This is a genomic window from Propionicimonas sp. T2.31MG-18 (assembly GCF_964266745.1).
In the GTDB taxonomy this organism is placed as follows: domain Bacteria; phylum Actinomycetota; class Actinomycetes; order Propionibacteriales; family Propionibacteriaceae; genus Propionicimonas.
In genome coordinates, this window is the sequence record NZ_CAXWGX010000027.1 from 216,798 (window position 1) to 235,285 (window position 18,488).

Annotated in this window: 20 protein-coding genes; 12 read left to right on the plus strand and 8 right to left on the minus strand. The window is 71.3% G+C overall.

The window, feature by feature from the left end; all coding sequences use genetic code 11:
- Positions 1 to 116 precede the first annotated feature (116 nt).
- Genes ACFQQJ_RS13965 through ppk2 form a run of 4 tightly spaced genes read left to right on the plus strand, consistent with a single transcriptional unit; the run spans position 117 to position 5,531 of the window.
- Complete coding sequence (locus ACFQQJ_RS13965) at positions 117 to 1,160, plus strand: PDZ domain-containing protein (RefSeq protein ID WP_377107317.1); 1,044 nt, start codon at positions 117 to 119, stop codon at positions 1,158 to 1,160.
- A complete protein-coding gene (locus tag ACFQQJ_RS13970) occupies positions 1,157 to 1,657 on the plus strand; it encodes a PPA1309 family protein (RefSeq protein WP_377107319.1) in 501 nt (166 codons plus the stop codon). The genes ACFQQJ_RS13965 and ACFQQJ_RS13970 overlap by 4 nt, the downstream gene beginning before the upstream one ends.
- 40 nt (positions 1,658 to 1,697) lie before the next feature.
- Positions 1,698 to 4,565 carry a UPF0182 family protein gene (locus tag ACFQQJ_RS13975; protein ID WP_377107320.1) on the plus strand — a complete coding sequence of 956 codons (2,868 nt, stop codon included), beginning with the start codon at positions 1,698 to 1,700 and terminating at the stop codon, positions 4,563 to 4,565.
- Between the two features lie 57 nt (positions 4,566 to 4,622).
- Complete coding sequence (ppk2, locus tag ACFQQJ_RS13980) at positions 4,623 to 5,531, plus strand: polyphosphate kinase 2 (protein WP_377107322.1); 909 nt, start codon at positions 4,623 to 4,625, stop codon at positions 5,529 to 5,531.
- A gap of 16 nt (positions 5,532 to 5,547) precedes the next feature.
- Here the strand turns inward: ppk2 and ACFQQJ_RS13985 are convergent, their stop codons facing one another.
- The 3 genes from ACFQQJ_RS13985 to ACFQQJ_RS13995 form a co-directional block, all read right to left on the minus strand.
- Positions 5,548 to 6,015, minus strand: a complete 468-nt coding sequence (locus tag ACFQQJ_RS13985; RefSeq protein WP_377107324.1) for a hypothetical protein — start codon at positions 6,013 to 6,015, stop codon at positions 5,548 to 5,550.
- Between the two features lie 238 nt (positions 6,016 to 6,253).
- Positions 6,254 to 8,701 (minus strand): DNA topoisomerase (ATP-hydrolyzing) subunit A, encoded by a 2,448-nt coding sequence (locus ACFQQJ_RS13990; protein ID WP_377107326.1) that lies wholly within the window; start codon positions 8,699 to 8,701, stop codon positions 6,254 to 6,256.
- A 30-nt stretch (positions 8,702 to 8,731) separates the two neighbouring features.
- A complete protein-coding gene (locus tag ACFQQJ_RS13995) occupies positions 8,732 to 9,766 on the minus strand; it encodes an App1 family protein (RefSeq protein WP_377107328.1) in 1,035 nt (344 codons plus the stop codon).
- A gap of 301 nt (positions 9,767 to 10,067) precedes the next feature.
- On the opposite strand from ACFQQJ_RS13995, the gene ACFQQJ_RS14000 reads away from it, so the two are divergent.
- Complete coding sequence (locus tag ACFQQJ_RS14000; protein WP_377107330.1) at positions 10,068 to 10,652, plus strand: DUF5998 family protein; 585 nt, start codon at positions 10,068 to 10,070, stop codon at positions 10,650 to 10,652.
- Positions 10,649 to 11,758 carry an alkaline phosphatase family protein gene (locus ACFQQJ_RS14005; protein WP_377107332.1) on the plus strand — a complete coding sequence of 370 codons (1,110 nt, stop codon included), beginning with the start codon at positions 10,649 to 10,651 and terminating at the stop codon, positions 11,756 to 11,758. Before ACFQQJ_RS14000 ends, ACFQQJ_RS14005 begins: the two co-directional genes overlap by 4 nt.
- A gap of 4 nt (positions 11,759 to 11,762) precedes the next feature.
- On the opposite strand, the gene ACFQQJ_RS14010 is transcribed toward ACFQQJ_RS14005, so the two are convergent.
- Positions 11,763 to 12,200, minus strand: a complete 438-nt coding sequence (locus tag ACFQQJ_RS14010) for an SRPBCC domain-containing protein (RefSeq protein ID WP_377107333.1) — start codon at positions 12,198 to 12,200, stop codon at positions 11,763 to 11,765.
- Positions 12,201 to 12,317: 117 nt separating this feature from the next.
- Here ACFQQJ_RS14010 and ACFQQJ_RS14015 point away from each other — a divergent pair, with 117 nt between their 5' ends.
- Entirely contained in the window at positions 12,318 to 12,959 is a 642-nt protein-coding gene (locus tag ACFQQJ_RS14015) for a thymidine kinase (protein ID WP_377107335.1), read from the plus strand.
- 1 nt (position 12,960) lies between these two features.
- Here the strand turns inward: ACFQQJ_RS14015 and sepH are convergent, their stop codons facing one another.
- Complete coding sequence (sepH, locus tag ACFQQJ_RS14020; protein ID WP_377107337.1) at positions 12,961 to 14,070, minus strand: septation protein SepH; 1,110 nt, start codon at positions 14,068 to 14,070, stop codon at positions 12,961 to 12,963.
- A 196-nt stretch (positions 14,071 to 14,266) separates the two neighbouring features.
- On the opposite strand from sepH, the gene ACFQQJ_RS14025 reads away from it, so the two are divergent.
- Complete coding sequence (locus ACFQQJ_RS14025; RefSeq protein WP_377107339.1) at positions 14,267 to 14,563, plus strand: DUF4193 domain-containing protein; 297 nt, start codon at positions 14,267 to 14,269, stop codon at positions 14,561 to 14,563.
- 45 nt (positions 14,564 to 14,608) lie between these two features.
- Here the strand turns inward: ACFQQJ_RS14025 and ACFQQJ_RS14030 are convergent, their stop codons facing one another.
- Positions 14,609 to 14,902, minus strand: coding sequence for a DUF4235 domain-containing protein (locus ACFQQJ_RS14030; protein ID WP_377107341.1), 294 nt, complete (start codon positions 14,900 to 14,902; stop codon positions 14,609 to 14,611).
- 45 nt (positions 14,903 to 14,947) lie between these two features.
- Between ACFQQJ_RS14030 and ACFQQJ_RS14035 the strand changes: the two genes are divergently transcribed.
- Genes ACFQQJ_RS14035 through ACFQQJ_RS14050 form a run of 4 tightly spaced genes read left to right on the plus strand, consistent with a single transcriptional unit; the run spans position 14,948 to position 17,076 of the window.
- Positions 14,948 to 15,403: a DUF3093 domain-containing protein gene (locus ACFQQJ_RS14035; protein ID WP_377107343.1), complete on the plus strand. Its 456-nt coding sequence runs from the start codon at positions 14,948 to 14,950 to the stop codon at positions 15,401 to 15,403.
- A gap of 25 nt (positions 15,404 to 15,428) precedes the next feature.
- Positions 15,429 to 15,938 (plus strand): dUTP diphosphatase, encoded by a 510-nt coding sequence (gene dut, locus ACFQQJ_RS14040; protein WP_377107345.1) that lies wholly within the window; start codon positions 15,429 to 15,431, stop codon positions 15,936 to 15,938.
- Positions 15,935 to 16,711 carry a DUF3710 domain-containing protein gene (locus ACFQQJ_RS14045; protein WP_377107347.1) on the plus strand — a complete coding sequence of 259 codons (777 nt, stop codon included), beginning with the start codon at positions 15,935 to 15,937 and terminating at the stop codon, positions 16,709 to 16,711. Before dut ends, ACFQQJ_RS14045 begins: the two co-directional genes overlap by 4 nt.
- Positions 16,711 to 17,076: an OB-fold nucleic acid binding domain-containing protein gene (locus ACFQQJ_RS14050; protein ID WP_377107349.1), complete on the plus strand. Its 366-nt coding sequence runs from the start codon at positions 16,711 to 16,713 to the stop codon at positions 17,074 to 17,076. Before ACFQQJ_RS14045 ends, ACFQQJ_RS14050 begins: the two co-directional genes overlap by 1 nt.
- Positions 17,077 to 17,088: 12 nt before the next feature.
- Here the strand turns inward: ACFQQJ_RS14050 and ACFQQJ_RS14055 are convergent, their stop codons facing one another.
- Positions 17,089 to 17,769: a potassium channel family protein gene (locus ACFQQJ_RS14055; RefSeq protein ID WP_377107351.1), complete on the minus strand. Its 681-nt coding sequence runs from the start codon at positions 17,767 to 17,769 to the stop codon at positions 17,089 to 17,091.
- A gap of 18 nt (positions 17,770 to 17,787) precedes the next feature.
- Complete coding sequence (locus ACFQQJ_RS14060; RefSeq protein WP_377107353.1) at positions 17,788 to 18,450, minus strand: potassium channel family protein; 663 nt, start codon at positions 18,448 to 18,450, stop codon at positions 17,788 to 17,790.
- Positions 18,451 to 18,488: the final 38 nt, after the last annotated feature.

Sequence of the window (18,488 nt, forward strand, 5' to 3'; positions counted from 1 at the left end):
CTCCTCACGCTGGCGTGGTCTCCATTGTCCCGCACCTGCCAAGCCACGGTGCTGCCGGCACGGTAGGGTCGGGGGTCGGAACGGGTGGCCCCTGATGCGGGCCGGAAGGGCGGGACGTGACCAGGCAGACGTGGACGGCGACGGTGTCGGCCGTGCTGTTCGTCGTGCTGGCCGCGGTGATCGCACTCGTCCCGGTGCCCTTCGTCACCTGGTCGCCCGGGGGGACCCACGACCTGATCGCCGCGGAGAACAGTGCGATCGAGATCTCCGGTGCGAAGACCTTCCCGACGACCGGGTCGCTGCTCATGACCACGGTGGGCGTGACGCCGCCGGGCGGCTCGCTGAGCCTTCCGGAGATGCTGTTCGCCTACTGGCTGCCCTCCCGTGAGGTGCTGCCGCGCACCGCGGTGTACCCGACGGGGGAGTCCTCCAGCGACATCGACCGCGAGGAGTCCGTGCTGATGGCCGGGTCGCAGTCCGAGGCCGTCGTGGCCGCCCTGCGGCAGGCCGGCGTCCCGGTGGCGAGCTGGCCCATGGTGCGCTCGGTCACCACGTCCGGCCCGTCGAACAACATCCTCGTCCCCGGCGACCTGATCCAGGCCGTCGACGAGGGCACCACCACCACCGTCGCGGACGTCCAGGAGGCTGTCGCCGCCCACCACGTGGGCGAGGCCGTGCTGTTCACGGTGCTGCGCGACAACGAGCGACTCCAGCTCACGGTGACCACCCGCGCGACCGCGGCCAACCCCGACCGGCCGATCGTCGGCATCACGCTGACCACGGGCTACACCTACAAGCCGAAGGTCACCTTCGCCATCGACCCGGCCGTCGGCGGGTCCAGCGCGGGGTTGATGTTCGCCCTCGCCATCACGGACAAGCTCACCGAGGCGGACATCGCCGACGGCAGGGTGATCGCGGGCACCGGGACCATCGACGCGGAGGGCACGGTGGGAGCGATCGGCGGCGTCCAGGAGAAGATCGCCGCCGCGTCGCGCGACGGCGCGACGGTCTTCCTGCTGCCCAAGCGCAACTGTGTCGACGTCGGCGCGGTGCCCCCGGGTCTGCGGCTGGTGCCGGTGGACACCCTCAGCGGAGCGATCCAGTCGCTGGCGGCGCTGACCAGGCCCGAGACCGCTGACTCGGTGGTGGGGTGCCAGTGAACGACGCCCTCGTCGCGGCGCTGGTGGAGGTCGAGCGCCACGTCGCCCGCCTCGGCTGGGACCAGCCCGCCCGCCTCTTCGCCCTCGTGCGCACCGCCGACCTGATCGCAGCGGAACCGGCGCTGGCCGAGCACTTGTCGGTGACCTCTCCGGACGGCTTCAGCTCCATCGAGCAGGACGAGTTCCACGCCGGCACCGACCTGGGCGAGGCGCTCGCGCGCATCACCTGGCCGCAGACGGTCGCCGGCTGCGTGCTCGCGGTGGAACGTGCCTTCCTCCCCGCGGACGCGGAGGCCGAACTGCCCGAGAGTCCCGAGGAGGCGGCGCTGGCCGTCGCCGCGCACCCGCGACGCCTCGACCTGCGGGTCGTCGTCGGCGTGACCCGTGACGGCGACAGCCACGGCGTGGCCCGCGTCCGCGACCAGGACGGCGACCTGCTCGGCGGTGCCGACCTGGTGCCCGCCCTGGCTGCCGCGCTGGCGCATACATTGGAGTGACCCGAGGCCGCGCACCGGCCGCGGCCCGTGAGGAGTGGATGTGAACGTGTCGTCGCAGGTGACGCGCCGTGGACCGTTGGTGCCGACGATCCTGGTGCTCGCCGCCCTGGTCACGGCCTTCGTGATCTTCTCCGAGGTCTGGACCACGAAGCTGTGGTTCGACTCGGTGTCGTTCCCGCAGGTCTTCAGCACCCAGCTCCTCGCCCAGGTCCTGCTGTTCAGCGCGTTCGCGCTCGCCATGGCCGTCCTCGTGGGCGGGAACATGTGGATGGCGTACCGCCTGCGGCCCGCCTCCCGGCGCACCGGCCAGAGCGCCGTCCTCGACCGCTACCGTGACCTGCTCGAGGCGAACATCTGGCTGGCGATCCTGGTGCCGTCGGCGTTCCTCGGCCTCGTCGCCGGCGCATCCGCCGTGGGGCAGTCGCTGGAGTACCTGGCGTGGTGGAACCGGGTGCCGTTCGGCACCACCGACCCCTACTTCGGGCTCGATGCGAGCTTCTACGTCTTCGAGTACCCGATCTGGCAGGACGTGCTGTCCTTCCTGCTCGGGGCGGTCTTCTTCGCGCTCATCGCCGCCGCGGCCGTGCACTTCGCCGTCGGCGGGATCGCCTCGGGGCGTGGGCGGGCCGCCCGGGGCAACGGCGCCCGCGTGCACCTGTCCGTCCTCGCCGGGCTGCTGCTGGTGGGCTACGGCCTGCAGAACCTGCTCGACCGGTACGGCTTCCTGCTCCAGCAGGGCACGCTGTTCACCGGCATGCAGTACACCGACGACCACTCACGGCTCACCGCGAAGCTCGTGATGGCCGTGATCTCGTTCCTCGTGGCAGCGGTCCTGTTCGCCAACGGGTTCCTGCGGCGCTGGACGGTCGCCGCCACCTCGCTGGTGCTGATGGTCGTCTCCGGGCTGATCCTCGGACTGATCTATCCGCTGGTCGTCCAGAGCTTCCAGGTGAAGCCCAACGAGCCCGTGCTGGAGGGTCCCTACATCTCGAACCACATCGCCGCGACCCGGACGGCCTACGACATCGACAAGACCGAGGTCGAGCCGTACGCCGCGGTCACCCAGGTGCGTCCCGGCCAGCTGAAGCAGGACGCGGAGACGCTGCCCGGCATCCGGCTGATCGACCCGGCGGTGGTGGCGCCGACCTTCGAGAACCAGCAGCAGCTGCGCGGCTGGTACACCTTCCCCGAGATGCTGGACGTCGACCGGTACGTCATCGACGGCACCGAGACCGACGCCGTGGTGGCCGCCCGCGAGATCAACTACGCGAAGCTCCCCGACCAGAACTGGAACAACGTCCACACCGTCTACACGCACGGCTACGGGCTGGTGGCCGCGTACGGCAACCAGCGCAGTTCTTCCGGCGACCCGGTGTGGATCGAGAAGAACCTGCCGCCGGAGGGCGCCCTTCCCGAGTACGAGGGACGCATCTACTTCGGCGAGAACACCACGGCCTTCGCGATCGTCGGACGCGAGCCCGGCGAGCCGCCGATCGAGTTCGACACCCCGGACGCGAACCAGGCCACCAACACCTACGCCGGCACCGGCGGCGTGCCGATGGGTGACTGGTTCACCCGGGTGCTGTACGCGGCGCACTTCATGGACCTGAACATCCTGCTCTCCGACCGCGTCAACTCGCAGTCCCGGATCCTGTACGACCGCACGCCCCAGGAGCGGGTGTCCCAGGTGGCGCCCTGGCTGACGCTCGACTCCAACATCTACCCGGCGGTCGTGGACCACCGGCTGGTCTGGATCGTCGACGGCTACACGACCAGCCGCAACTACCCCAACAGCCAGCTGGTGTCCCTGCGCTCGGCCATCACCGACGCGCAGAACAACCCGGGGCCGGGCGCGGACCAGGCGCTGAACTACATGCGCAACTCGGTGAAGGCCGTGGTGGACGCGAGCAACGGCACGGTCGCCCTGTACGCCTGGGAGCCGGAGGACCCGATCCTGCAGGCGTACGGCAAGGCGTTCCCGGACATCCTGAAGCCCCGCTCGGAGATCACGCCCGACCTGCTCGCCCACCTGCGCTACCCCGAGGACCTGTTCCGCGTGCAGCGGCAGGTGCTGACCCGCTACCACATGACCGACCCCAACGCGTGGTACCAGCAGTCCGACCTGTGGCAGGTGCCGGCCGACCCGGTCGCATCCATGCCGGGACAGGCGGAGACCACACAGAGCTCCGCAGCGGAGCCGCCGTACTACCTCTCGATCAAGTGGCCGGGTGACAGCTCCCCGGTGTTCAGCCAGACGGCGGTCTTCGTGCCGTACAACCGGCAGAACCTGGCGTCCTACCTGTCGGTGGTGGCCGAGGCGACCAGCCCCGACTACGGGAAGCTCCGGGTACTGCGGATGTCGGACACGCAGCAGATCGCCGGTCCGAGCCAGACGGCGAACGCCATGACGACCGACCAGAAGTTCGCCGACCTGCTGCGGTCCTACCTGAACCAGGGCTCGGCGAAGGCGCGCTACGGGAACCTGCTGACGCTGCCGATGGGCTCAGGCCTGCTCTACGTGATGCCGATCTACACCATGCGCGAGGGCGGCAGCGGGTCCTACCCGACGCTCCAGCTCGTGGCCGTGCGGTTCGGTGAACACGTGGGGATCGCCGCGACCCTGCAGGAGGCGCTCGACCAGGTGTTCGCCGGCGACGCGGGTGCCAGCACCGGCGAGGATCCGGGGACGACGCCGGGCGGGCCCGACCAGCCCGGCCAGCCGAACCAGCCGGGGACGCCGTCCGGAACCGACCAGCAGGCGGCCGTGACCGCGCTGCAGAAGGCGGACGCGGCGTTCACCGCAGCGGACGCGGCCCTGCGGGCCGGCAACCTCGCCGAGTACCAGAAGCAGGTCGACATCGCGAAGGCCGCGCTGAAGGACGCGCTGGGGAAGATGGGCGTCAAGTAGGCACGAGCATTCCCGCGGGTCCTGCGCGGGGACCCGCGGGGTGCAACGATTGCCCGCATGGGATCGAAGAAGCGCCCGAAACTCGACGACGAGCTCTACGAGGCCGAACTGAACCGGCTCCAGGCCGAGCTGGTGGAGATGCAGGAGTGGATCCGCACAGAGGGCAGGCGCCTGGTGGTGATCTTCGAGGGCCGTGACGCCGCAGGGAAGGGCGGCGCGATCAAGCGGATCACCGAGTATCTGAACCCGCGGGTGGCCCGCATCGTCGCGCTTCCCGCGCCGACCGAGCGCGAGCGCACGCAGTGGTACTTCCAGCGCTACATCGAGCACCTGCCCGCCGCAGGGGAGATCCGCCTGTTCGACCGTTCCTGGTACAACCGCGCGGGCGTGGAGCGCGTGATGGGCTACTGCACGGCTGCGGAGTACCAGCGGTTCCTGCGCCAGTGCCCGATCTTCGAGCAGATGCTGATGGAGGACGGCATCATGCTGCGCAAGTACTGGTTCTCCGTGTCCGGCAAGGAGCAGGAGAAGCGGTTCCGCTCCCGTCTCACCGACCCGATGCGCCGCTGGAAGCTCTCGCCGACCGACCTGGAGTCGCTGACGCGCTGGGAGGAGTACAGCCGGGCCAAGGACGAGATGTTCGTGCACACCGACCTGCCGGGGAACCGGTGGCGGGTGGTCGAGGCCGAGGACAAGAAGCGGGCCCGGCTGAATATGATCGCCGACCTGCTCGCGTCCGTGCCGTACCAGCGGGTGCCGCGATTCGACCTCGACCTGCCCAAGAGGCCGCCGTCCACCGGCTACCGGCGCACCGAGCGGGAGTTGCAGCTGTACGTCGCCGACGTCGCGGGGACGCTGGAGGCCCCCGGTGCGACGCCGCACCCCTACGTCGACCCCGAGGACGCCGACCTGCCCGGGGAGGACGGGCCGTCGTCGCCGGGCTCCCCGGAGGACGCGGAGGACTGACCCTCCGCCGACGCTCTCAGCCGATGCCGGACGGCAGCGGCACCCGGACGACCCGGTCGACACCGGCCAGGCGCAGGTCCATCGCCGCGGGGAGCGGGTGGCCCCACGCCCCGACGAGGGTGACGTCCGTCGCGTCACCGGCCGCGACCGCGGCGGGCAGGGCGTCGAACGGACGGCGGACGAAGTCGCCGGGGTTGGCCAGGTCCTCGATCACCAGGGCGTCGGGCGAGGTGTTGCGCAGTCTCCAGGTGACGCCGGTCCCGGGCTCGAGCGCCAACGGGACGGGGTCGACCGCCGCCTCCGGGGGTAGTGGTGCGGGGTCTGCCGTGGCCGGTCCTGAGAGGCCCGCGACGGCGTGTCGGGCCTGCTCGGCGACGGCGAGCACCTCGTCGCGGGCGGCGCGGGCCGATGCCGCCCACCACCAGGACGCTCCGGCCCCGGCGAGGGCGAGGACGGCGCAGGAGGTCAGGATCCACTCGGTCACGCGGGCATCGTCCCACGGGGTGGGGGTCCGGCGCCGGGGCATCGCCCCAGCTGCCGGACCCGGCGTGGCTCGGCGCCCCCCCCGGCGCGAGCACGCTCCCGTCGCGGACGCCCCCCGACGTCACTGCTGACGGTGCCTCCACCGTAGGTCGGGATCCGGAGGACCCAAGTCCCCGAACGGGTGACAGGAGTCCCGGGCGAGCGACCGGCCGGACGCCCCACCCGGGGCGCAGGGCCGCTCAGGCGTGGTAGCGGGAGCCGACGGCGGCGATCGGTTGGGGCGCGGGTGTCCCCGACATGTCGCGGCGCGGGTCGGGGGCGGGCAGGTCGATCGGCGTCCCGCTGGCGGCGGCCGCGATCGCCGGGTCCGGCCCGGCCCAGGCGAGAACCAGGCCGTCCTCGCCCTTCAGGAACCGCTGGCAACGGACGCCGCCGGTCGCGCGCCCCTTGCCCGGGTACTCCGCGAGGGGAGTGACCTTCACGCTCCCCGTCTCCGTGCCCGGGAGGGCGGAGGACGACCCCGCCACGGTGACGACCGACGAGTCGGCGATCGGCATCGCGCCGAAGAACACCACCCGGGCGCCGCGGTCGAGCTTGATGCCCGCCATGCCGCCGCCCGAGCGGCCCTGTGGGCGCACCCCGGAGGCGGGGAAGTGCAGCAGTTGCGCGTCGCTGGTGATGAACACCAGCTCGACCAGGTCGTGGACGAGCTCGACCGCACCGACGACCTCGTCGCCGTCGTCGAGGCGGATGATGTCCCAGGCGTCCTTGCCGATGATCTCGGGGTTCACCCGCTTCACCACGCCCTGGCGGGTGCCCACGGCCCAGCCGAACGTGCCCTCGCCGAGCGTGCCGAGCCCGAGGATGCGCTCACCGGGGTCGAGCGGCAGCAACTCGGCCGCCGGCGACCCACCCTGCAGGTTGGGGGCTGCTGCGGTCACCGGTACCGACGGCACGTCGATGGCCTGGCCGCGCACCAGGCGCCCGCGGTTGGTGAGCACGCAGAACTCCCCGCGCGCGGTGGTGCGGACCGCCGAGCTGATCACGTCGTGCGTCGCCCGCGGGCCGGACGTCGGCAGCGGCTCGTCATTGTCGGTGCGCGCCAGGAGCCCGGTGGAGGACAACATCACCCAGCAGGGGTCGTCGGCGATCTCGAGGGCGGCCCCGGACGCCTTCGCCGCCGTCACCTGGTTGCCCGCGGACGCCAGCAGGATCGTCCGGCGCGGCGTGCCGTGGGTGCGTGCCACCTCGTCCAGCTCGTGCGCGGTCACCTCGCGCAGCCGCTGGTCGGAGTCGAGGATGCCCTGGAGGTCGTTGATGGTCAGCCAGAGCTTGTCGCGCTCGGCCTCGAGCTCGATCGTGGAGAACTTCGTCAGCCGCCGCAGCTGCATGTCGAGGATGTAGTTGGCCTGCAGCTCTGTGAGCTCGAAGGCGTCCATCAGCCGCGACCGCGCCTGGGCGCCGTCGTCGGAGGACCGGATGATGGCGATCACGTCGTCGATGTCGACGATGGCGATGAGCAGGCCCTCGACGAGGTGGAGGCGATCCCTCGCCTTGCCCAGCAGGAACGAGGAGCGGCGGCGGATCACCTGGAGGCGGTGGTCGAGGAACACCTCGAGCATCTGCTTGAGCGGCATGGTGTTCGGCTGGCCGTCGACCAGCGCGACGTTGTTGATCGCGAACGAGTCCTCGAGCTTGGTGAGCCGGTAGAGCTCCTCCAGCAGGGCCTCGGGGTTGAAGCCGTTCTTCACCTCGATCACCAGGCGGGTGCCGTTGGCGAGGTCGGTGAGGTCCTTGATGTCGGCGATGCCGGTCAGCTTCTTGTTGCCGACCAGCGTCTTGACCTGCTCGATGATCCGCTCGGGGCCGATCAGGTAGGGGAGCTCGGTGACCACGATGCCCTTGCGGCGCGGGTGCACCTGTTCGATCCGCGCGGAGGAGCGGACGCGGAAGCTGCCGCGTCCGGTCGCGTACGCCTCACGGATGCCGTCCAGGCCGATGATCTTCCCGCCCTCGGGGAAGTCGGGGCCGGGCACGAACCGCATCAGCTCGTCGGTGTCGGCGTCCGGGTGCCACAGCAGGTGCTTCAGCGCCTGCACGACTTCGATCAGGTTGTGCGGCGGGATGTTGGTCGCCATGCCGACGGCGATCCCGGTGCTGCCGTTGACCAGCAGGTTGGGGAAGGCGGACGGCAGCACCGTCGGCTCGGACTCCTTGCCGTCGTAGTTCGGGCGGAAGTCGACGGTGTCGGACTCGATGTCCGCGGTCATGGCGACCGCCGCCGGCGCCATCCGGCACTCGGTGTACCGCATCGCGGCCGGCCCGGAGTCGAGCGAGCCGAAGTTGCCGTGGCCGTCGACCGTCGGCAGCCGCATCGCCCACGGCTGGGCGAGCCGGACGAGGGCGTCGTAGATCGCGGAGTCGCCGTGGGGGTGGTAGAGGCCCATCACCTGGCCGACGACCCGGGAGCACTTCACGTGCGACACGTCGGGACGGATCCGCATCTGGTCCATCGTGTAGAGGATGCGACGCTGGACCGGCTTCAGGCCGTCCCTGGCGTCGGGGAGCGCCCGGGAGTAGATGACCGAGTAGGCGTACTCGAGGAAGCTGGTCTCCATCTCCTCGGACACGTCGATGTCGACGATGCGTTCGGCGACCTCGTCATCGACCGGCGGCTTGGCAACCATCTGGCTGTACTTCCTTCTTTCGTCAGTTCGTCATAGGACGTCGGGGAGCGCGCGCAGCCCGGCGAGCAGTCCGCGTCCATCGGGTGCGACCACCCAGGGTGTGTCGGCCGCGGCCTGCTGCTCCTCCGGCAGGACGGTGGTGGTGCCGTGGGCGAGCACCTGTTCGGTGGGCGAGAGCTGGCGGATCGCGATCGCCCGTACCCGGTCGGGGGCCACGTTGGCGAAGTTGGCGTAGGTCACCGGGTCGTGCTGGCCGTCGTCGCCCACCAGCACCCAGGAGATGCGCGGGAAGTCACGGGTCAGCTGCAGCAGCGTATCGGCCTTGTGGGCGACGCCGGAGCGGAACCAGCCGGTGTTGGTCGGCCCCCAGTCCGTGAGCAGCATGGCCCCGGCGGGGAAGCCGTGCCGCTTGAGGAACCGGGACAGGAAGCCGTGGGTGTTCCAGGCGCCGGTCGAGATGTAGACCACCGGTGCGCCGAGGTGCTCGGCGAGCAGCGCCTGGTACATCCGGGCCACGCCGGGGACGGCCTGCCGTGCCGACTCGTCGCGGATGAAGGAGTTCCACGCCGCGATCATCGGACGCGGCAGCCAGGTCGTGATGACGGTGTCGTCGATGTCGGAGATGAGCCCGAAGTCGACGTCGTCGCCGATCACGTGCACGTCGGCGAGCGACACCTTCGAGGTGCGGCTGCGCACGCGCACCTGTCGCCAGCCCGGCTCGAGTCCGTGGTTGCGGATGCGGGCGTCGATGTAGCCCCCGCGGTCGGTGGTGATGCTGACCACCTGGTCGCCGACCGTGATGGTGACGGCGGCGCGGACGACGGCGGTGCTGAAGAAGTTGCGGAAGCCCCGGCGCTTGATCAGGTCCTCGGTGGCCTTGCCCAGGCCGCTGCGGGCCCGCTTGGGCACCAGCACCACCCGGCCGAGCACCCGCACGCTCTCACTCGTGCCGTAGCCGGTGTAGCAGATCACCTTCTCCCGCCAGCCGAGCACGCGCAGGAGGCCCTCCACCCGCCGGTCGATGAACTCCTCCACGCGTGCGGCGATGAATGGACGGGTGCTCACGCCACCACACACTAGACGAGGAGCAGGGCCAGCCGCGGGAGCGGCTGGCCCGCGACGAGTCTCGACGAGCAGTGAGGAACGAACTGCGAGGAGCAGACGAGGCCCGGGCCTGGGTAGGGAGCGGCTGAACCGCGACGAGTCTCGACGAGCAGTGAGGAACGAACTGCGAGGAGCAGACGAGCCCGCGCCTGAGTAGGGAGCGGCTGGCCTGCGAGGAGCAGACGAGCCCGGGCCTGAGTAGGGAGCGGCCGCCCGATCCGCGAATTGGGGAGCGACCGGCGCCGCGTGGGAAGATGGCGGAATGACGCCTCGTCCTGCGCTGCACCTGCCGCCGGGCCTTCTCTCCGAGATCCATGGCTGCGGCTACTTCCCCGAACTGGTGGCTGACGCCGTCTCGCTCGCCCTCGGGCCGGAGGAGCCGATCGCGCACCTGGTGCACCACGAGGCGACGTTCAACCGCGAGGAGATCCAGCGACACCTCTCCGTCCTCGTGCTCACCGGGACCCGGCTGATCGTGGCGCACACGGACGAGGGGGACAACCCCGGCGAGTCGCAGGCCCTGACCACGACCGAGTCGGTTCCGCTGCGCGAGATCAACTCGGTGGCGCTGAGCCAGACGATCTCCCGTCCCGAGCGCTACGGCGCGGGGAAGTCCTCCGTCGCGGAGGCCTGGCTGACGATCGTCTGGGGAACGATGCGCCGCATCGACCTCGAGCCGGCGCACTGTGCGGACCCGGAGTGCGATGCCGACCACGGCCTCACCGGCATGCTCGCCGGTGACGACCTCACCGTACGGATCAGCGCCGCCGGTGACGGCGACACGAAGGTCTCGCAGCTGATCACCTTCGGCACGGCGTTGCAGTTGGCGACCGGCTCCCGCGGGTGAGCGCTCCGGTGGTCCCCGGCTACGGCCGGTCCACGCTCGCTGACCTGCTGCCCAGCCTCGCCGCACACCTGGGCGTCCCGGGTGCGCAGGACGTCCTGGGGCTTCCCGACGCCGAGCGCTACCTCGTCGTGCTCGTGGACGGCCTGGGCGCTGCGCAGCTCGCCACCTACGCCGCGGAGGCGCCGTTCCTGGCCGCCGGTGCGGGCCGGACCATCACCTCCGGCGTGCCGAGCACGACGGCGACGTCCATCACGAGCCTGGGCACGGGGCTGGCACCCGGCCGTCACGGCATCGCGGGCTACGCCTTCTGGTACCCCGAGGCGCAGCGCGTCCTGCAGACCCTCCGCTGGCCGCCGGACATCAACGGCCTGGACGTGCAGCCGCAACTCACCGCCTTCGAGCGCCTCGAGCGGGCGGGTGTGCGGACGGCGGCCATCGCCCCGGCCTTCTTCGCCGGCACCGGCCTCACCACCGCCGCGCTGCGCGGCCCGTCGTTCCTCCCGGTGCACGACGAGACGGACGCCGCGCGCCGGGTGGCGCTCGCCGGACAGGCGGTGACCGCCGGCCCTCGCACGCTCGGCTACTTCTACGAGCGCCAGCTCGACCACGCCGGGCACGAGCACGGCGTCGGGTCCGGGCCCTGGCTCGCCCAGCTCGCGACGGTCGACGCGCTCGTCGCCCGCCTGCGGGACGAGCTCGGGGATGACGTCGTGATCGTCGTCACCGGCGACCACGGCATGGTGAACGTCCCGCGCGCGAACCGCGTGGTCGTCGAGGACGAGCCGGAACTGCTCGCGGACGTGACCGCGCTGGCCGGGGAGGGGCGCCTCCGGCAGCTGATGACGCGCCACCCGGACGCCGTCGCCGCCCGCTGGCGCGACCGGCTGGGGGAGCAGGCCTGGGTGCGTCGCCGCCAGGAGGCGGTCGAGGAGGGCTGGTTCGGCGAGGTGTCCCCACGGCTGGCGGGCCGCTTCGGCGACGTCCTCGTCGCGATGGCGGACGACGGTGCGGTGATGACGCGCACCCTGCCGAAGGAGCTGCGGCTGGTCGGCATGCACGGATCGCTGACCGCGGAGGAGATGACCGTCCCGCTGATCCTGGCCTGAGTCGCTACCCCCCGGCCAGGAGGCCCGGTAGGCGCTCCAGGCAGTCGGTCCAGCCACGCTCGTGGTCGTCGCGGGCCTGCGGGGAGGTAAACCCCTCGTGCCGCAGGTTGAGCTCTGTGCCCGACCCGAGGCCGCCCAGCGTCACTGTCACCGTGGTGCTGTCCTCCTCCCCGTCCCAGCACCAGGTGAAGACCAGCCGGGTCGGTTCCTCGACGGCGAGGTACGTGCCCGACGCCCCGATCCCGGCGGCCGCAGAGGTGAGGAGGAAACGGCCGCCGACCGCGACGTCCATCGACGCGTAGGAGGCGAACGACGGCGGCCAGACCCAGGCGGCGAACTCGTCCGGGCGTGTCCAGGCGTGCCAGGTCCGTTCCAGAGTGGCCGGCAGCACGCGGCGGACCCGCACGTCGCCCGACGGTTCGTCCCGGTGCTGTCGCTCCATGTCCACCCCGTCCGTCCTCGTCGGTTTTCGTCCCGCCACTACCCGGTTGCCCATCGTGGCGCACGAGGGCGGTCATCGAGTAGGTACCTGTGCCGAGCGTGGGCGAGAATGACGCCCGTGGCTGAACTGACCTACTTCACCGGTCCCATGGACTGCGGCAAGTCGACGCTGGCGCTCCAGGTCGCCTACACCGAGTCGGAAGCCGGCCGGAAGGGCCGGTTGTTCACCATGCTGGACCGGTCGGGAGAGCCGGCCATCACGTCGCGCATCGGGCTGACGGCGCCCGCGACCGAGGTCACCGCGGACCTCGACTTCTGGCGCTACGTCGTGGCCGAGCTCACCGCCGGCCAGCGGATCGACTTCCTCGTCTGCGACGAGGCGCAGTTCTTCACCGTCGCCCACGTCGACCAGCTGGCGCGTGTCGTCGACGAGCTCCAGATCGACGTCTTCTGCTTCGGGATCCTCACCGACTTCCGGACCCAGCTGTTCCCCGCGTCCCAGCGGCTGGTGGAACTGTGCGACCGGATGGAGCTGCTGCAGGTGCGCCCGCGCTGCTGGTGCGGCGAACCGGCCACCCACAACGCCCGCACCGTGAACGGCCAGATGGTCACCGAGGGGTCGCAGGTCGTGGTGGGCGACACCGATTCCGCGGAGGTCGCCTACCAGGTGCTGTGCCGCCGGCACCACCGGCGTCGCGTCACGCGGCAGGTGGCCGCGGTGACGCTGAGCCCCGAGCCCTTGCCGTTCGAGCGGGCCTGAGTCAACGCTTCTTCGGGCTCTTCGGAGCGCCGAACATGATCTCGTCCCAGCTGGGGACCGACGCCCGCTTGCGCTTGGGCCGGGCGGACTTCTGCTCCTCGGGCTCCTCCTCGACCAGCGCCGGCTGCTCGGGTTCGGTGACCACGCGCTCGGGCGCCTCGTCCTCCTCCTCCGCCGGGGGCAGCTCCGGTGCGGCGTCGTCCTGCTCTGCGGGGGCGGGCTCGTCGAGCAGGTCCGCGGGCTCGTCGAGCAGGCTCGCGGGCTCGTCGAGCACGGGACGGGCCTGCGGGGCGTCGGCAGCGCGGATCAGCCCGGCATAGATCTGCACGGAGTCCTCGTCGAAGCTGGACAGCATGTCGTAGAGCACGTCCAGCCCGGAGTCCGGCGCCGGCACGATGTCGTACAGGCCGTCCACCTCGGCGAGTTCGCCCTCCGCGTAGGCGTCGTCGACCTCGCCGTCCAGCTCGTCCAGCGGCATCGTGTCGTCGGGGTCGGACGGCTCGTCGGCACGGGGCTGGACCACGCGCACCAGGGCGAGCTCGTCGTTCAGGCCGACCGTGGGCTCGGCCTCCTCCTCACGGCGGCGGCGACCGGGTTGCGGGCCGTGGGACGCCGAGTGCAGGCCGAGCAGCCACAGCGCGTCGTCGTTGTCCGCGACGGAGAACCGGCTGCCGGCGTCGTAGACGAACCGGGCCTCCCGGTGCGCCTTGCCGGAGTCGTAGTCGACCCGCACCGCCCAGCGGCGTCCCTCGAGCTTCCAGGCGTCCCAGGTGAGGGTGTCGGTGTCCACGCGGCGGGAGGCGAGCCGATCGGCGACGACCTCGGCGAGGGTGCGGTGGGCGATCGTCTCCGAGCCGCGGCGCACGGGGTGCGACTGCGCCTGTCCCGCGACGAACTCGCGCTCGGCGAGGACGGGGGCGGCGAACGGCTCCACCCACTCGATCCCCATCCCGGCGGCCCTGGCCACGTCCTCGAGCGACTCACCGGCACGGACGCGTGCCTGGATCTCCCGCGGGGTCAGCGCGCTGTCCATGTCGATCTCCAGACGGGTGGCATGTGGGGGCTGGCGCACCGGGTTCCTGGCATTGCCGTCCCGGTCTCGGTGAGTCATCGCCCCTTCTGGGTTTGTGTCTGCAGGTAACCTACCAAGCCGACCCCCCAACCGGACGTCGGCGCGACCGCCGCACCGCACCGCCGGATCTGGTGGAGGGGCCGGAACGGCGCGGGGATGTGATATGCATTCCTCGCACGAGATGCCTGGAGCACCGCCAACGCGGGCACCGCGGAACGGAGATGAATCAGAACTCATGGCGACCGACTACGACGCCCCTCGCAAGACCGACGAAGAGAGCGAAGACTCGATCGAGGAACTCAAGACCCGTCGGAACGACAAGAACTCCGGCAAGGTCGACGAGGACGAGGTCGAGGCGGCCGAGACTTTCGAGCTGCCCGGCGCCGACCTGTCCCACGAGGAACTGACGGTGCGGGTCCTGCCGCGCCAGGCGGACGAGTTCACCTGCGCATCCTGCTTCCTCGTGAAGCACCGCAGCCAGATCGCCGAGGTCCGCAACGGCCTCATCTACTGCGTCGACTGCGCCGGCTGACCGGCCGCCACCCGTCGGGCCGCACCGCGCGGCCCGGTCCGGACCCTAGATCCGCAGGCTCGTCTTGTTGAAGCGCGGCGCCGGCGTTCCCATGACGCGGGTCCACTGGGCCGCGGCGAACCGGTTCACCATGAGCTGCGACAGCCCGATGCCGATGCCGCTGGCGATCGCCCACGTGAGCGCGCGCCGCAGCGGGACCTCGGGGTCGTTGGGCTCCGGCGGGGCGTCTCCCGTGGCCATCTCCCAGACCGCGTTCACCGCCTTGGCGGCGAGCACGGTGGTGGCCGCGCCGATCGCGCCCGCGTACAGGTTCCAGAGCAGTTTCTGCGACGTGTTCACATGTCCTCCTGACGCCATCCTGCCAAGCACCGCTAGCGTGGATCAATGACGTACCGCGAACGACTCCGCGTCCCGGCGAGCTGGTGGGTGACGGGCCTGTTCTTCGCGGTGAGCTTCGTCACCGCCGTCGGCTTCTACGCCGGGCCCCTGGTGGCACTCGTCGCCGGGGCCGTGACGGCCGCGGCGATCACCGCAGCGCTGCTGCGGTACGGCCAGGTGGTGGTCGCGGTCGAGCAGGACGGGCTGCATGCCGGCGACGCGCTGCTGGAGTGGGCCTACGTGGGCGCTGTCACGGTGCACGACCGGGCGTCCACGCGTCGGCGCAGCGGCGCCGAGGCCGACCACGACGCGTGGCTGGTGCTGCGCGGCTACGTTCCCGGGTCGGTGGAGGTGGCCGTGGACGACCCCGCCGACCCGCACCCGTACTGGCTGGTCTCGAGCCGGCGCCCGGCGGAGCTCGCCCGGGCGATCGAGGCGGCCATCTCGCCGTCCCGGACCTGAGCCGCGCCCCGGCTAGACTGCCGCAATGACCTCGGCCAGCCCGGAAAGGGTTCGGGTCGGCCTCCGCAGGCTGGACCCGGAGATGCCCGTGCCCGGCTACGCGCACGCCGGCGATGCGGGGGCGGACCTCGCCATCGCGGAGGACTGCGACCTGGCGCCGGGGGAGCGGAAGCTGGTGGGCACCGGTCTGGCGATCGCCCTGCCGGAGGGCTGGGCGGCGTTCGTCCACCCGCGCTCCGGGCTCGCCGCCCGCTCGGGGCTGACCATCGTGAACGCCCCCGGAACAGTGGACGCCGGCTACCGCGGGGAGATCCGGATCAGCCTGCTGAACACTGACACGTCCCGGGCGATCAGCCTGCGACGTGGCGACCTCATCGCCCAGCTGGTGGTGCAGCGGGTGGCCGAGGCGGAATTCGAACTGCTCGACCACCTCCCGGAGAGCCACCGCGGCGAACGCGGCCACGGCTCGACCGGAGGGGTCGCGGAATGGGCGGCCACGGAGGTCGCGAACACGACGACAGAGGTGAAGAAGTGATCTTTGGGCGCAAGCGCAGGCCCGTCGACTCCGACCCGGTGGACACCGAGGAGGAGGCGCTGGAGATCGTCGGCGACGATGCCGGCGAGCACGAGCTCGACGTGGACCCGGACGCAGCGGAGGAGGCCGACGACGACCTGGAGGTCGAGGACTCCGACCTCGAGGAGTCCGAGGAGGAGATCGACGACGAGCCCGTCGACACGACCGACTGGCGGGAGGACGGGCCGTTCGACTCCGAGGAGGTGGAGCTGGGCGGCGACGGCGTCACGCGGATCGACCTGGGCTGCCTCGTCATCACGCCCTGGGACGGCCTGGGCCTGCAGCTGCAGGTGAACGAGGCGACCCAGGCCGTACAGGCCGTCACCGCGGTCTGGAAGAACTCCGGGCTGGAGGTGGCGCTGTTCGCCGCCCCTGCCAGCGGTGGCCTGGCGGACGAGCTCCGTGAGGACGTGCTGGAGGAGGCCGAACAGGGTGGCGGCACGGCGTCGGTCGCCGACGGCCCGTTCGGGGCGGAGGTGCGGCGCGTGCTGCCGCAGGAGGGTCCTGGCGGGGAGCAGATGTTCCACGTGTCGCGGATCTGGTTCGCCGAGGGTCCCCGCTGGCTGTTGCGCGGCACGCTGCTGGGCGAGGCAGCCCTCGGAGACGCGGACGCGCCCGCCGTGGCCCCGTTCGCGGAATTCTTCCGTAATCTGGTGGTACGGCGTGGCGCCAAGCCGATGGTGCCCGGCGAGCTGATTCCGATGACGTTGCCCCAGGGGGCAGGGGAGGGCTGATGGCGAGCACGAATCCGCTCCTCCGCGCACTGCGCCGCTTCGGCGCGTCGAACGAGGAACTGGAGTCCGAGGCCCGGCAGAAGATCGTCGAGTCCGCAGGGGCGATCCGGATCAGTGAGCTGCGCGACCGCCAGTGGGCGCGCCTGCGGGGCCGGGTCACCGTGCTCACCATGAAGCCGCGCAGCGGCACCCCGTGGCTCGAGGCGGAGTTCGACGACGGCTCGGGCACGGTGACCATCGTGTGGATGGGACGCCGGGCGATCCCGGGCGTCACCGCCGGGCGCGAACTGACGGTCAGTGGCCGGGTGTCCTACGTCGACGGACAGCGTCGCCTGTACAACCCCTACTACGAGCTGATCGCCTGAGCGGCCGGCGCCTCAGGCGTCGGTGGTGCGGACGGTGCGGGGCACCAGGAACTGGGCCAGTTCGCCCTCGTAGCTCGGGTCGACGACGAACAGGAGCTCGTCGTTCGCCTCCAGTGCGGCGTCCCGCTCGGGCGCGCGGGCGGCACCGTCGCGGATGATCGTCACCAGCACGGCGTCGCCCGGAAGGCTCAGGTCTGCGACCCGGGTGCCGACGCGCGGCGACAGTTCCGGCAGGGTCATCTCGACCAGGTTGGCGTGGCCCCCGCGGAAGCTGAACAGCCGCACGAGGTCGCCGACGGTCACCGCCTCCTCCACCAGCGCGCACATCAGGCGAGGGGTGGAGACCGCGACGTCCACGCCCCACAGGTCGTCGAACATCCACTCGTTGCTGGGGTGGTTCACCCGGCCGACGGTGCGCGGGACGCCGAACTCGGTCTTGGCGAGCAGGGTGTGCACCAGGTTGGACTTGTCGTCTCCGGTGGCCGCGATCGCCACGTCACAGGTGTCGAGGCCGGCCTCCTCCAGGCTGGCGAGCTCGCAGGCGTCCGCCAGCAGCCACTCGGCCTCCGGGACGCTCTCGGGCTTGATCGCGTTCGGATCACGGTCGATCAACAGGATCTGGTGGCCGTTGGCGATCAGTTCCCTGGCGATCGACCGGCCCACGTTGCCGGCTCCGGCGATGGCTACGCGCACGTGCTGCCCCTCCCGTTCTCAGTGCTCTACCGGCGGCCGGCCGAGGATGTCCTCGACATCGTTGACCTGCTCGTTGGTCACGGCCGCGTACGCGAGGTCGCCGTCCTGGAACACCGTGCCCTCGCCGGGGACGATGCCCGAGCCGAAGCGCATCAGGAACGGGATCCGTGCCCTGGTCGCCGCCTCCATCGCGGTGACCTTCGTGCCCACCCATCCCGGGTCGACGTGCACCTCGATCAGCCGGACGCTGCCGGAGGGGTCCCGCCACTGTGGCTCCGAGCCGGACGGCAGCAGGCGCCGGAGCACCTGGTCGGCGGCCCAGCGGACGGTGGCGACGCTGGGGATCCCGAGGCGCTCGTAGACCTCGGCGCGGTTCTGGTCGTAGATGCGGGCCACGACGTTGTGCACCTCGAAGGTCTCGCGCACGACGCGGGCGGCCAGGATGTTGGAGTTGTCGCCGCTGGACACCGCGGCGAAGCCGTCCGCGCGCTCGATGCCCGCGCGCTGGAGCACCTGCCGGTCGAAGCCGACGCCCTTGACGGTCTTGCCCTGGAACTCGGGGCCGAGCCGGCGGAACGCGTCCTGGACGATGTCGATCACGGCGACCGAGTGCCCCCGGCGCTCCAGTGCCCGGGCCAGCGATGCGCCCACGCGCCCGCACCCCATGATGACGATGTGCATCGCCCCTGCCCTTCACTCCTGGTCGGATCCTGCTGCAG